We start from the raw sequence: 13,974 nt of genomic DNA on the forward strand, positions 1-13,974 counted from the left end.
AAGAATGATGGAGCCTGCATGGACGAGTTGACACTCGGTTTGATTGGAGCCGGAGCCGTGGTGGTGGGCGGCGTGGTGGTGTACAACGCGTGGCAGAGCGCGAAAGTGCGGCGCAAGATGCCGCGCCCGATGCCCGACGAAGCGGCCGATGCGCTCGCGCGCCAGGAAACCGACGACGAACAGCCGTTTATCGAGCCCGTGCGCCAGCCGCGCCGCGAGCCGGTGGCGGGCGAGGGTGACGCCGAGACGCGTGACACGCGCCTCGAGCCGAGCTTCGGCGCTGCGAGTGCCGCGACGGCGCCGCCGCCCGTCGCACCGGCCGATACCGCCGTCGACCTTCAGGCGGAGGCGACGTCCGCCAACGGCGATGCCGAGGAAGCCGAACCCGAAAACGAAGAAGAGCGCGCCGAACCGGTCATGCCCGCCGCCACGACGATTTCGTCGGCGCCGCCGGCGGCGGTCGATCGCCGCATCGATTGCGTCGTGCCGATCCGCCTCGCCGCGCCGGTTCCGGGCGATCGCGTGATTCCGCTCGCGCAGCGTCTGCGCCGCGCCGGCACGAAGCCCGTGACGATCGAAGGCAAGGCAGAAGGCGAGACCGCGTGGGAATTGCCGCGCAACGGCGTGCGTTACGAGGAACTGCGCGCGGCCGCGCAGCTGGCGAACCGCAGCGGTCCGCTGAACGAGCTCGAGTTTTCGGAGTTCGTGACCGGCGTGCAGCGCCTCGCCGATGCCATCGACGGCGCGCCCGAGTTCCCGGACATGATGGAGACCGTCGGCATGGCGCGCGAGCTCGATGCCTTCGCCGCGCAATGCGACGCGCAACTTTCGATCAACATCCTCTCCGACGGCGCGCCGTGGTCCGCGAACTACGTGCAGGCGGTGGCGTCGCAAGACGGATTGCTGCTGTCGCGCGACGGCACCCGCTTCGTGAAGCTCGATGCGAAGCAGAATCCCGTCTTCATGCTCCAGTTCGGCGACACCAATTTCCTGCGCGACGACCTCACGTACAAGGGCGGCCAGATGATCACACTGGTGCTCGACGTGCCCGTCGCCGACGAGGACATCCTCCCGTTCCGGCTGATGAGCGACTACGCGAAGTCGCTGTCGGAGCGCATCGGCGCGCGCGTCGTCGACGATCAGCGCCGGCCGCTGCCCGAATCCGCGCTGCTCGCCATCGAAAAGCAGTTGATGACGCTTTATGGGAAGCTGGAGCAGGCGGGCATTCCGGCCGGCTCCCCCGCGACGCGGCGTCTTTTCAGCCAGTAGGGTTCGGGCGCGCGCGTTTTGCGACGCGCGCTTGCCGGCAGGGAATCGCGCCCCATCCGGGGCGCTTTTCTTTGCATGCGCGCCGCCGCACCGACGCCCGCACTTAGGCCATTCGGTCGATGCCACGATTTACCGATCTTCTGAGACAATCGGACGGCCGGTTATCGGATTTACGCACTATCGATCTACCTTATTCATTCATTCGAAGCCGCATGTCCGCAAAAACGAAAGCCGAATCCGCCGCTACCGCCAAGTCGGGAGCCGCCGTGCCCAGCGCCGACCGTCCGGCCGAGCGCGCGGCGTGGCTGCGCTCGGAACTGGAGCGCGCGAACTACGCGTACTACGTGCTGGATCAGCCGGATCTGCCCGACGCCGAATACGACACGCTCTTCAAGGAGCTTCAGGGCATCGAGGCCGACCATCCCGATCTGATCACGCCGGATTCGCCGACGCAGCGCGTGGGCGGCGAAGTGGCCGAGGGCTTCACGCCGGTCGTCCATGACGTGCCGATGCTTTCGCTCAACAACGGCTTCGCGGACGAAGACATCGCCGCGTTCGACAAGCGCGTGTCCGATGCGCTGGGTCACGCGAGCGTCGAATACGCGTGCGAACTCAAGTTCGACGGCCTCGCAATTTCCCTGCGTTACGTCGACGGCCATTTCGTGCAGGCCGCGACGCGCGGCGACGGCGCGACGGGCGAGGACGTCACCGCGAACGTGCGCACTATCCGCTCGATTCCGCTGACCCTGAAGGGCAAGACCGTGCCGAAGCGGCTGGACGTGCGCGGCGAAGTGCTGATGTTCAAGCGCGATTTCGAGCGCCTGAACGCGCGTCAGCGCGACGCGGGGCAGCGTGAATTCGCGAATCCGCGCAACGCGGCGGCGGGCGGCTTGCGCCAGCTCGATTCGAAGATGACCGCGCAACGTTCGCTGTCGTTCTTCGCGTATGGCATCGGCGTGCTGGAAGGCGCGGAGATGCCCGCCACGCACGCCGCGCTCCTCGACTGGTACAAGGAAATGGGTCTGCCGGTGAACGCGGAGCGCGCGGTCGTTGAAGGCGCGGACGGCCTGCTGGGTTTCTTCCGCAAGATCGGCGAGAAGCGCGAGACGCTGCCCTACGACATCGACGGCGTCGTCTACAAGGTCGATCGCCGCGACGAGCAGGACAAGCTCGGCTTCGTGTCGCGCGCGCCGCGCTTCGCGCTCGCGCACAAGTTCCCGGCGCAGGAAGCGCTGACGCAGCTGCTCGCTATCGACGTGCAGGTCGGCCGCACCGGCGCGATCACGCCGGTCGCGCGGCTCGCGCCCGTGTTCGTCGGCGGCGCGACGGTCACCAACGCGACGCTGCACAACGAGGACGAGGTGCGTCGCAAGGACATCCGCATCGGCGATACGGTCACCGTGCGCCGCGCGGGCGACGTGATTCCCGAAGTCGTCGGCGCGATCCTCGAACGCCGTCCCGCCGACGCGCGCGAGTTCGTGATGCCGACGGAATGCCCGGTCTGCGGCTCGAAAATCGAGCGACTGCCGGACGAAGCCATCGCGCGCTGCACGGGCGGGCTCTTCTGCCCGGCGCAGCGCAAGCAGGCGCTCTGGCACTTCGCGCAACGCCGCGCGCTGGATATCGACGGGCTCGGCGAGAAGATCATCGATCAGCTCGTCGACCAGAATCTCGTGCGTACACCGGCCGATCTCTTCAATCTCGGCTTCTCGACGCTCGCCGCGCTCGACCGTTTCGCGGACAAATCCGCGCAGAATCTCATCGATTCGCTGGAGAAGGCGAGCAAGACGACGCTCGCGCGCTTCATCTATGCGCTCGGCATCCGGCACGTCGGCGAATCGACGGCGAAAGATCTGGCCAAGCACTTCGGCTCACTCGATCCGATCATGGCGGCGTCCGTCGAAGAGCTGCTCGAAGTCAATGATGTCGGGCCGATCGTGGCCGAGGCCATTCACAATTTTTTCAGCGAAGAGCACAACCAGCACGTGATCGAGCAGTTGCGCGCGAAGGTGTCGTGGCCGGAAGGTCCGCCCGCGCCCAAGGCGCCGCAAGGCGTGCTCGCCGGCAAGACGGTCGTGCTGACGGGCACGCTGCCCACGCTCGCGCGCGAGGAAGCGAAGGAGATGCTGGAGTCGGCCGGGGCGAAGGTGGCCGGCTCGGTATCGAAGAAGACCGACTACGTCGTGGCGGGCGCGGAAGCGGGCAGCAAGCTCGCGAAAGCGGAGGAACTCGGGGTTCCGGTGCTGGACGAAGACGGCATGCGCAAGCTTTTGGAAGGAGTCACTCCATGATCCGAGAAATCCTGAAGATGGGCGATCCGCGGCTTTTGAGGATCGCGCAGCCAGTCGAGCATTTCGACACGCCGGAACTGCACACGCTCGTGCAGGACATGTTCGACACGATGCGTGACGCCAACGGCGCCGGACTGGCTGCCCCGCAGATCGGCGTCGATCTGCAGGTGGTGATCTTCGGCTTCGGGCACAACGAGCGCTATCCGGATGCGCCGTCGGTGCCCGAGACGGTGCTCATCAACCCGATCATCACGCCGAACGGGCACGACATGGAGGAGGGCTGGGAAGGCTGCCTCTCGGTGCCGGGCCTGCGCGGCGCGGTGCAGCGTTTCTCGATGATCCGCTACCAGGGCTTCGATCAGTACGGCAACGCGATCGAGCGGCTCGCCGAGGGCTTTCACGCGCGCGTCGTGCAGCACGAGTGCGATCATCTGATCGGCAAGCTCTATCCAATGCGCATCACCGACTTCTCGAAATTCGGCTTCACGGAAGTGCTTTTCCCGGGGCTCGATCCGGTGCGCGACGAATAAACGCGCGTTTCGAATCGTGCGGGAATGACGCAGCAGGCCGCTTCGCGAGGAGCGGCCTTTTTGTTACGCCAACGTTTTCGGATTGCCGCTGATATCGGGCTGACGGAACAGGGTGACATGCTCCGGATTCGCGGACGCCTGCAGGCGCCCGTCGGGCAGGCGGGCGATCACCATCTCACCGACGCCGGGACTCATCACGACAACTTCGTCGCGCAGGGCGAGCAGGGCTTCGAGCCGTCGTCGGCCGCTGATGATCTCCAGACCGGTTCCCGTCTCACGAACGATGATCTCAACTGACATGGCGATTCTCCCTCGATGCCGTTCAATGCTGCCGATCCTGCTGCCGTCCACCCGGTTTGCGAGGCCGCGCGCGGCGCGCATCCGCCTGACAGGTGTAACGGATCGATGATTGATTTTCTTTAGCCAAAAAGCGGCCAAAAAGGAAAAGGCACGATCTGGACTGCATCGTGCCCAATTGCTTGCTGAAACGTCGTTTTTTTGCGACGCAACAGAAGCCCGCACGGACGTACGTGCGGGCTTCGAACCGCGTTCAGAACGTCTCGTTCGGGGCGAGATAGCGCCATTGGCCCGGCGGCAATGCGCCGAGCGTGACGCGGCCCATGCGGATGCGCTTCAGACCGACGACTTCCAGACCGACCAGCTCGCACATGCGGCGGATCTGCCGCTTTTTGCCTTCGCGCAGCACGAAGCGAAGCTGCTCGCCGTTTTGCCAGCTCACCTGCGCCGTCTTGAGCGGCACGCCGTCGAGTTCGAGGCCGTGGCGCAGCAGCGCGAGCTTTTCGGCGGGCAGGTGCTGATCGACGTCGACGGTGTGCTCGCCGAAGCGCACGCGCACGAGATATTCCTTGTCGACTTCCGAGTGGCCGCCGATCAACTGCTTCGCGATGCGGCCGTCCTGCGTGAGCACGAGAAGGCCGGTGGAATCGATATCGAGACGGCCTGCCGGCGCAAGCGTGCGCAGATGCCCCGGCGTGAAGCGGATGCCGGAGTGGTCTTCGTCCCAATGATTCGCGGGGTTGATCAGCGTAACCGCCGGCTCGTAGCCGTCTTCCGCCTGACCCGACACATAGCCGACCGGCTTGTGCAGGAGAATCGTGACGAGTTGCGACTGCGCGGAGCGCGCCACGGGCAAGATCTCGATGTTTTGCGTCGGACGGATGCGCGTGCCGAGCGTGTCGATCACTTCGCCGTCGACGAGCACCCAGCCTTTTTCGATCCATTCGTCGGCTTCGCGGCGCGAGCAGAGGCCGAGTTCGGACATGACTTTCGACAGGCGCACGAGGCCGTCGTGGTGATCGCGATGCTTCGGCGCCGATTCGGCGGCAGGCGCTGACGGTTTGGCCGCCGGTTTGCGTGCTTCGGCGCGTTCGTCGCGCTTCACGAACGGGCGATCGCTCTCGTCACGGCGCGCGGGACGCGCTCCAGAGGCGCGATCCTGTCGGAATCCGCGATCGTCGCGCGAATCGTCGCCACGCGGCTTGAACGAGCGGCGCTCGTCGCTGCCCGATGCGCGTTCGCCGCGCGGCGCTGGACGGTCTCCGAATGACTTGCGCGGTCCGCGCTCGCCGAACGCGGGACGCGAATCATCCCCACGCGGCTTGAACGAGCGGCGCTCGTCGCTGCCCGATGCGCGATCGCCGCCGCGCGGTGCCGGACGGCCTTCGAACGACTTGCGCGGTCCGCGCTCACCGAACGCGGGACGCGAATCATCCCCACGCGGCTTGAACGTGCGGCGCTCGTCGCTGCCCGGTGCTCGATCGCCGCGCGGCGCCGGACGGTCTCCGAACGACTTGCGCGGTCCACGCTCGCCGAACGCGGGACGCGAATCATCCCCACGCGGCTTGAATGGGCGACGCTCATCGCCGCCCGATGCGCGATCGCCGCGCGGTGCCGGACGTCCTTCGAACGACTTGCGCGGTCCGCGCTCGCCGAACGCGGGACGCGAATCATCCCCACGCGGCTTGAACGAGCGACGCTCATCGCCGCCCGATGCGCGATCGCCGCGCGGCGCCGGACGGTCTCCGAACGACTTGCGCGGTCCACGCTCGCCGAACGCGGGACGCGAATCATCCCCACGCGGCTTGAATGAGCGACGCTCATCGCCGCCCGATGCGCGATCGCCGCGCGGCGCCGGACGGTCTCCGAACGACTTGCGCGGTCCACGCTCGCCGAACGCGGGACGCGAATCATCCCCGCGCGGCTTGAATGAGCGACGCTCAGCGTTGCCCGAATCACGCTCGCCGCGTCCGGGCGCGCGACCTTCCGCGCTCTTTCTCGGGCCAGAGCCCGGGCGCGAATCGTCGCCGCGCGGTTTGAACGAGCGCGACTCACGCGGCGCATCGCTGCGCTTGTCCGCGGCGGGCTGGCTCGCGCGCTTCGGACGCGCGTCTTCCGGCGCCGGAGCGCGAACAGGCTTGCGCCCAGTGGAAGTGCCGGAGCGAACCGGCGATCGCGTCGCCGACGTGGGACGCGGATGTTTGGCTGTCAGTTTGACGCGCATAAAGTCTCAGGCTGCGATCGCGCGCAGCAGTTCGGTTTCGACCTGGATCTGGGTGCGGTTGTTCGACAGGCTTTTGCCGTCGATCAGGAACACGTCCTCGACGCGCTCGCCGAGCGTGTTGATCCGCGCCGCCTGCACGCCGATCCGGTGTTGCGCGAGCACGCGCGCGATCGAATAAAGAAGGCCCTGCCGGTCGTTGGCCGACACGGACAGGATGTAGTACTGGCCGCGGTCGTCGGGACGCAGGTCGACGCGCGGCGTGATCGGAAACGTGCGCACGAGCCGCGATACGCGGCCCTTCGACGGCTCCGGCAGAATGCGCTCGTCCGCGAGCAAACCGGCCAGTTGCTGCTCGACGAGATTGGCGATATCGCGATAACTCCCGTCGTGATCCGGATGCGCGACGAGGAAGTTATCGAGCGCGTAGCCGTGGCGCGTCGTCGTCACGCGCGCATCGAGCACGGAGAGGCCGTTCTTGTCGAAATACGCACAGATGCCGGCGAAGAGATCGGGCCGGTCCTTCACGTAGACAAGCACCTGCAGCGCCGCGCCGATGGGCGAGGGCCGAGCGCGCACGATCGGTTCCTCGCTCTCGACGTGCCGGTAAAGCACACGCGTCTGCCACGCGATATCGGCCGGATCGTGACGCAGGAAATAGCCGACATCGAGCTGGTCCCACAGGCGCCTTTGCGCATGCTCCGGCACGGTTTCCAGCCGCAGCAGCGCGAGCGCCGCTTCCTGCCGCGACTTGAGCTCCGAATGCGTGTCCGGCTGGGCGCCGCCGAGCACCGCCTGCGTCGCGCGGAAGAGGTCTTCGAGAAGCTTGCCCTTCCAGTTGTTCCAGACCTTCGGACTCGTGCCGCGGATATCGGCCACCGTCAGAAGGTAGAGCGCCGCGAGCCGCCGCTCGGTCTTCACCACCGATGCGAACTGCTTGATGACTTCCGGGTCGCTCGTGTCCTGCTTCTGCGCGACCTGGCTCATCGTCAGATGCTGCTGCACCAGCCAGACGATCAGCTCCGTATCTTCCTGGCCGATCTCGTGCTCGCGGCAAAAGCGCCGGGCATCTGCCATGCCGAGCGTGGAATGATCGCCGCCGCGACCCTTCGCGATATCGTGAAACAGCGCCGCGACATAGAGCACCCATGGACGCTCGAAGTTGCCCATCAACTGGCTGCAGAACGGATACTCGTGCGCGTGCTCGGCGATCGCGAAGCGCCGCAGGTTGCGCAGCACCATCAGGATGTGCTGATCGACGGTGTACACGTGATAGAGGTCGTGCTGCATCTGCCCGACGATGCGCCGGAAATTGAGCAGATAACGCCCGAGCACGCTCGTCTGGTTCATGAGCCGAAGCGCGTGCGTGATGCCTTCGGGCTGCTTCAGGATCTCCATGAAGAGACGCCGGTTCTCCGGATCGCGCCGCCAGTCGCGGTCCATCAGGTCGCGCGCGTTGTAGATCGCCCGTAACGTGCGCGCCGAGAGACCCTTCACGCCGCGCGTCTGCTCGTAGAGCAGGAAGGCTTCCAGAATGGCGTGCGGCTCGCGCTCGAAGACATCGTCGCGGGCGATTTCCAGCATGCCCTGCTTCTCGACGAAGCGCCCGGAAATGACGCGCGTGATGCCGCTCGTCGACGGAAAAAGCTGCGCCTCGACGTTCTGGATCAGGATGGTGGCGAGCTGCGTGACCGCCTTCGCCGCCCAGTAGTAGCGGCGCATCAGCTGCTCGCTCGCGCGCTTGGCGGTGGTCGCCTCGAAGCCGAAGCTTTCCGCGAGCGGCGTTTGCAGATCGAAGACGAGAATGTCCTGGCGGCGCTTCGCGATCACGTGCAGTCGCGCGCGCAGCGCCTTCAGGAAGCCCTCGTTGCGGCGCAGTTCGCGCGCCTCGCGCTCCGTGATGAGACCGCGCGTATCGAGCTCGCGCCAACTGCTGCCGAAGCCTGCCCCGCGCGCGATCCACAGAATGAGTTGCAGATCGCGCAGGCCGCCGGGGCTTTCCTTGATGTTCGGCTCGAGGCTGTATGGCGTGTCCTGAAACTTCGCATGACGCTGGCGCATCTCCAGCACTTTGGCCTGAAAGAAGGCGCGCGGATCGAGCGTCTCGCGATAGCGCGTGGAAAACCGCTGGAAAAGCTGCGGGTCGCCGCAGATGCGCCGCGCTTCCAGCAGCGAAGTCTGCACGGTGATGTCGTTGCCCGCCTCGGCGATGCACTGCTCGACCGAGCGCACGCTGCTGCCGATATCGAGCCCCAGATCCCACGCCATGCCGATGAAGCGCTCGACGCGGCCGTTGAGTTCGGCGTCTTCCTTTTGCGGCGAGACATCGGGCAGGAGCACGAGAATGTCGACGTCGGAATAGGGCGCGAGCTCGCCGCGCCCATAGCCGCCTACCGCGACGAGCGCGGCGTCATCGGGCATGTCGCAGGCGGTCCAGGCGCCTTTGAGGGCGTCGTCGGTGGCGCGCGCGAGGGCGTGCATCAGCGGCTCGACGTTCGACGCCGCCTGAAAGCGTTCGATGAGCGCCGCCTTCGCCACCTTGTAGGCGGCGCGCAACGTTTCACAAGGCGTGGCGACGGCGGCGGTGACGCTCATGGATTGAAAAGGGCGAGGGACGATCAAGGATGCGCCCGCGTGCGGACACGCCGGGCGCCGGAAAATGCGGAATCAGGCGGTGGCCGCGATCAGTTGCGACGGCGCCTGCGTGCCCGCCGAGACGGTCAGCACTTCATAGCCGGTCGGCGTGACGAGCACCGTGTGCTCCCATTGCGCCGACAGGCTGCGGTCGCGCGTCTTGACCGTCCACTGATCAGGCATCGTGCGGATTTCACGGCGCCCGGCGTTGATCATGGGCTCGACGGTGAAGATCATGCCCGCCTGCAGCTCGATGCCCGTCCCCGGGCGGCCGTAGTGCAGTACTTGCGGCTCCTCGTGGAAGACCTGGCCGATGCCGTGGCCGCAATATTCGCGCACCACGCTGTAACCTTGCGCCTCGGCGTGCTTCTGGATGGCGGCGCCGATATCGCCGAGATGCGCGCCCGGGCGCACCTGATCGATGCCGAGCCACATGCAGTCGAAGGTGGTCTGCACGAGACGCTTCGCCAGAATCGAGCCTTCGCCGACGATGAACATGCGGCTCGTATCGCCGAAATAGCCGTTCTTGATGACGGTGATGTCGATATTCAGTGCGTCGCCGTTCTTGAGCACCTTCTCGCCGGGGATGCCGTGACAGATCACGTCGTTCACCGAGATGCACGTGGCCTTCGGGTAGGGCGGATAGCCGGGCGGCTGATAATTCAGCGGTGCGGGAACGGTGCCCTGTTCCTTCACCATATATTCGTGACAGAGACGGTCGAGCTCCTCGGTCGTCACGCCGGGGGCGATATGCGGCGTGATGAAATCGAGCACTTCGCTGGCGAGCCGGCAGGCGACGCGCATCTGCGCGATATCGTGTTCGTTTTTCAGCGTAATGGACATGACTTGGCTCGGAAATGCAGGTATGCGGCCGTGAGCCGCGAAAGCGGCATTATCGCACCATAAGAAATGCGCCGCACCCGGATAGTTGGGGACGGCCAGCGTGGCGGCAAGGGAATGCGCGGTGAAGCGCCGAAATCCAGTTCGGTCGTGCGGCTTGAGCCGACCAATCCTCACATGCTATACTCGCAGGCTAAGTCGCAATCCATATTGCCGTCATGATTTTGCAAGAGACTTTGCAAGACAATCACGACGCAAGCGCGAATCAAGCAAGCGCAAGCAAGCGCGGATCGCGGCTTGGAAACTGAATGTTCAAGTCGATACGCAAGCCGGCGCACCCAGGGTGTCCCACACGTCAGCAAAGGCGAGGGATGCGGCAGCCGGCTTAAGACCCAACCCTCGCGGAGAATTTCATGGCAGTCACGATGCGTCAAATGCTGGAAGCTGGTGTCCACTTCGGTCACCAAACGCGCTTCTGGAACCCCAAGATGGCCCCGTACATCTTCGGTCATCGCAACAAGATTCACATCATCAACCTCGAAAAGACGCTGCCGCTCTACAACGACGCGCTGAAGTACGTGCGCCAGTTGGCAGCGAACCGCGGCACGATTCTTTTCGTCGGCACGAAGCGCCAGTCGCGCGACACCATCGCGCAGGAAGCAGCGCGCGCCGGTATGCCTTTCGTCAACGCCCGTTGGCTCGGCGGCATGATGACCAACTTCAAGACGCTGAAGGTCTCGATCAAGCGCCTGAAAGACATGGAAGCGGCGCTGGAATCGGGTGAAACCGAGCGCATGAGCAAGAAGGAAGCGCTTCTGTTCGAACGTGAAATGGTCAAGCTGCAAAAGTCGATCGGCGGCGTGAAGGACATGGGCGGCATTCCGGACGCGATGTTCGTGATCGACGTCGGCTACCACAAGATTGCTGTGACGGAAGCCAAGAAGCTCGGCATTCCGGTCATCGCCGTGGTCGATACGAACCACTCGCCGGAAGGCATCGACTACGTGATCCCGGGTAACGACGACGCGTCCAAGGCCGTGTCGCTGTACGCCCAGGGCGTTGCCGACGCGATCCTCGAAGGCCGTGCGAACGCGGTGAACGACGTGGTCCAGGCCGTGCGCAACGGCGAAGGCGACGAGTTCGTCGAGGTCAACGCAGAGGCGTAATCGAGCCCTGTGGCCGACAAAAAAGGGGGCTTTGCGAAAGGCCCCTTTTTTTTAGTCAGCGCGATGGAAGTGCCTCGAAGTGCCTATTTCTCTGCCGTGGGCGTGATTCAAAAGCCGGCGGCACGTATCAAACAGACTCAAGGAGCGAATGATGGCGGCAATTACCGCAAGCATGGTGGCAGAACTGCGCGCGAAGACCGACGCGCCGATGATGGAATGCAAGAAGGCGCTGACGGAAGCCGACGGCGACATGGCGCGCGCCGAAGAGCTGCTGCGCGTGAAGCTCGGCAACAAGGCGAGCAAGGCGGCATCGCGCGTGACGGCTGAAGGCATCGTCACGGCGCACGTCGAAGGCGGCGTGGGCGCGCTCGTCGAACTGAACTGCGAAACCGACTTCGTCGCGAAGAACGACGACTTCCTGGCCTTTGGCAAGACGATTGCTGAACTGGTCGCCAAGCAGAACCCGGCCGACGTGGCCGCGCTGTCGGCGCTGCCGCTGGAAAGCTCGACGGTCGACGCAGTGCGTCTCGCGCTGGTCGGCAAGATCGGCGAAAACCTGTCGATCCGCCGTTTCGTGCGTTTCGAATCCGCGAACAAGGTTGCGTCGTACCTGCACGGCACGCGTATCGGCGTGCTGGTCGAGTTCACGGGCGCGGACGAGCAAGTCGGCAAGGACGTGGCGATGCACGTGGCCGCGATGAAGCCGGTCTCGCTGTCGTCGGACGAAGTGCCGGCTGACCTGATCGCCAAGGAGCGCAGCATCGCCGAGCAAAAGGCGGCTGAGTCGGGCAAGCCGGCCGAGATCGTCGCGAAGATGGTCGACGGCTCGATCCAGAAGTACCTGAAGGAAGTGTCGCTGCTGAACCAGCCGTTCGTGAAGAACGACAAGCAGACGATCGAACAGTATCTGAAGGCAGCCAACGCGTCGGTGCAGAAGTTCGCGCTGTTCGTGGTCGGCGAGGGCATCGAGAAGCGTCAGGACGACTTCGCGGCGGAAGTTGCGGCGCAAGTTGCGGCCGCCAAGCAGTCTTAAGGCGCGCTTTTAAGGCTCACTTCAGGCGCGTGTGTTGAGATGACGCGACCACGCGTCGAGCCTGCGGTACCTGCGGCGGAACGTCCCGCCGCAAGAATTCAGCGATCCGGTTCGCACCAGCAGCGGGCGCGGCAGACTAGGGGTAAACCCTGATCTTCCGCGCCCGCCGCCCGATCCGGCCCGCTTGCGGTAAGTAATGTTTCACCCCTACAGTTCTACGTTGTTGCAACCCTCCTCGGCGCGATCGGAACCTCATATGCCCACAACCTACAAACGCGTACTCCTCAAACTCTCCGGCGAAGCCCTGATGGGCGACGATGCTTTCGGCATCAATCGCGCAACGATCGAAAGGATGGTGGCGGATGTCGCGGAGGTCGTGCGGATGGGGACGCAACTGGCCGTCGTGATCGGCGGCGGTAACATTTTTCGCGGCGTGGCCGGCGGAGCGGCCGGCATGGATCGCGCGACGGCCGACTACATGGGCATGCTCGCCACGATGATGAACGCGCTGGCGCTCCAGGACGCGATGCGCCACGCGGGCATCGAAGCGCGCGTGCAGTCGGCGCTGCGCATGGATCAGGTGGTCGAGCCGTACATTCGTCCCCGCGCGATCCGCCAGCTGGAAGAGGGCAAGGTCGTGATCTTCGCGGCCGGCACGGGCAACCCGTTCTTCACGACGGACACGGCGGCCGCGCTGCGCGGCTCGGAAGTCGGCGCCGAAGTGGTGTTGAAGGCGACGAAGGTCGATGGCGTATACTCCGCCGACCCGAAGAAGGATCCGCACGCGACGCGCTACAGCACGATCAGCTTCGACGAGGCGATCGGCAAGAATCTTCAGGTGATGGACGCCACGGCGTTCGCGCTGTGCCGCGACCAGAAGCTGCCGATTCGCGTGTTCTCCATCACGAAGCCGGGCGCGTTGAAGCGCATCGTGCAGGGCGACGACGAAGGGACGCTCGTCCACGTGTAAACTCTCGCGATATCAGGCGCCGCGCGGCACGGCAGGAAGTGCGCGCGGAATGCGCCGTTATCGCCAGTAAAACCAGGTTTGGAGGTTCAAATGAGTGTGGCTGACATTAAAAAGGGCGTCGACCAGAAGATGCAGCGGTCGATCGAAGCGTTCAAGGCCGATCTCGCGAAGATTCGCACGGGGCGTGCGCACACCGGCCTGCTCGACCATATCCAGGTCGACTATTACGGCTCGAACGTGCCCATCTCGCAAGTGGCGAACATGACGCTCGTCGACGCGCGCACGATCGGCGTGCAGCCGTGGGAAAAGAAGATGGTCGCCGTGATCGAAAAGGCGATCCGCGAATCGGATCTCGGCCTGAATCCGGCGACGCAGGGCGACCTGATCCGCGTGCCGATGCCCGCGCTCACCGAAGAGCGCCGCCGCGAGCTCACGAAGGTCGTGAAGAGCGAAGGCGAGACCGCGAAGGTCGCCGTGCGCAATCTGCGCCGCGACGCGAACGATACGCTGAAGAAGCTCGTGAAGGACAAGGAAATCTCGGAAGACGACGAGCGCCGCGCAAGCGACGAAGTCCAGAAGCTCACGGACAAGTTCGTGGCCGAGATCGACAAGCTCGTTCAGACCAAAGAATCGGAAATCATGACGGTGTGAGACCGTAGCAACGGTTTCGCCAGCCTCGCGCCTTTCTACACGAGGCTGGCTTTCACTCCTTCAGATTCCAAG

11 protein-coding genes are annotated in these 13,974 nt (G+C 64.9%); 7 read left to right on the forward strand and 4 right to left on the reverse strand.

Annotated features, from left to right (window positions below):
• Positions 1-18 precede the first annotated feature (18 nt).
• The 3 genes from AC1Z32_RS19860 (at position 19) to def (ending at position 4,090) form a co-directional block, all read left to right on the forward strand.
• Positions 19-1,269, forward strand: coding sequence for a cell division protein ZipA C-terminal FtsZ-binding domain-containing protein (locus AC1Z32_RS19860; RefSeq protein WP_483480206.1), 1,251 nt, complete (start codon positions 19-21; stop codon positions 1,267-1,269).
• A 212-nt stretch (positions 1,270-1,481) separates the two neighbouring features.
• Positions 1,482-3,560: an NAD-dependent DNA ligase LigA gene (gene ligA / locus AC1Z32_RS19865; protein WP_483480207.1), complete on the forward strand. Its 2,079-nt coding sequence runs from the start codon at positions 1,482-1,484 to the stop codon at positions 3,558-3,560.
• A complete protein-coding gene (gene def / locus AC1Z32_RS19870; RefSeq protein ID WP_062606835.1) occupies positions 3,557-4,090 on the forward strand; it encodes a peptide deformylase in 534 nt (177 codons plus the stop codon). The genes ligA and def overlap by 4 nt, the downstream gene beginning before the upstream one ends.
• A gap of 63 nt (positions 4,091-4,153) precedes the next feature.
• On the opposite strand, the gene AC1Z32_RS19875 is transcribed toward def, so the two are convergent.
• The 4 genes from AC1Z32_RS19875 to map all read right to left on the reverse strand — a co-directional run bounded on the left by AC1Z32_RS19875 (position 4,154) and on the right by map (position 10,085).
• Complete coding sequence (locus AC1Z32_RS19875; protein ID WP_483480208.1) at positions 4,154-4,390, reverse strand: hypothetical protein; 237 nt, start codon at positions 4,388-4,390, stop codon at positions 4,154-4,156.
• A gap of 250 nt (positions 4,391-4,640) precedes the next feature.
• Entirely contained in the window at positions 4,641-6,611 is a 1,971-nt protein-coding gene (locus AC1Z32_RS19880) for a pseudouridine synthase (RefSeq protein WP_483480209.1), read from the reverse strand.
• A 6-nt stretch (positions 6,612-6,617) separates the two neighbouring features.
• Complete coding sequence (locus tag AC1Z32_RS19885; RefSeq protein WP_483480210.1) at positions 6,618-9,203, reverse strand: [protein-PII] uridylyltransferase; 2,586 nt, start codon at positions 9,201-9,203, stop codon at positions 6,618-6,620.
• Positions 9,204-9,275: 72 nt separating this feature from the next.
• Positions 9,276-10,085: a type I methionyl aminopeptidase gene (gene map / locus AC1Z32_RS19890; RefSeq protein WP_483480211.1), complete on the reverse strand. Its 810-nt coding sequence runs from the start codon at positions 10,083-10,085 to the stop codon at positions 9,276-9,278.
• Between the two features lie 410 nt (positions 10,086-10,495).
• Here map and rpsB point away from each other — a divergent pair, with 410 nt between their 5' ends.
• The 4 genes from rpsB (at position 10,496) to frr (ending at position 13,902) form a co-directional block, all read left to right on the forward strand.
• Positions 10,496-11,248, forward strand: a complete 753-nt coding sequence (gene rpsB / locus AC1Z32_RS19895) for a 30S ribosomal protein S2 (RefSeq protein ID WP_062610837.1) — start codon at positions 10,496-10,498, stop codon at positions 11,246-11,248.
• A 151-nt stretch (positions 11,249-11,399) separates the two neighbouring features.
• The gene (gene tsf, locus AC1Z32_RS19900) at positions 11,400-12,281 is read left to right on the forward strand and encodes a translation elongation factor Ts (protein ID WP_483480212.1); all 882 of its coding nucleotides are present in this window, start codon (positions 11,400-11,402) and stop codon (positions 12,279-12,281) included.
• 256 nt (positions 12,282-12,537) lie between these two features.
• On the forward strand, positions 12,538-13,251 hold the full coding sequence (pyrH, locus tag AC1Z32_RS19905; RefSeq protein ID WP_062610839.1) for a UMP kinase: 714 nt from the start codon (positions 12,538-12,540) through the stop codon (positions 13,249-13,251).
• Positions 13,252-13,341: 90 nt separating this feature from the next.
• Positions 13,342-13,902 (forward strand): ribosome recycling factor, encoded by a 561-nt coding sequence (gene frr, locus AC1Z32_RS19910; protein WP_062610840.1) that lies wholly within the window; start codon positions 13,342-13,344, stop codon positions 13,900-13,902.
• Positions 13,903-13,974: the final 72 nt, after the last annotated feature.

It is taken from the genome of Caballeronia sp. 11_S32 (assembly GCF_056930355.1).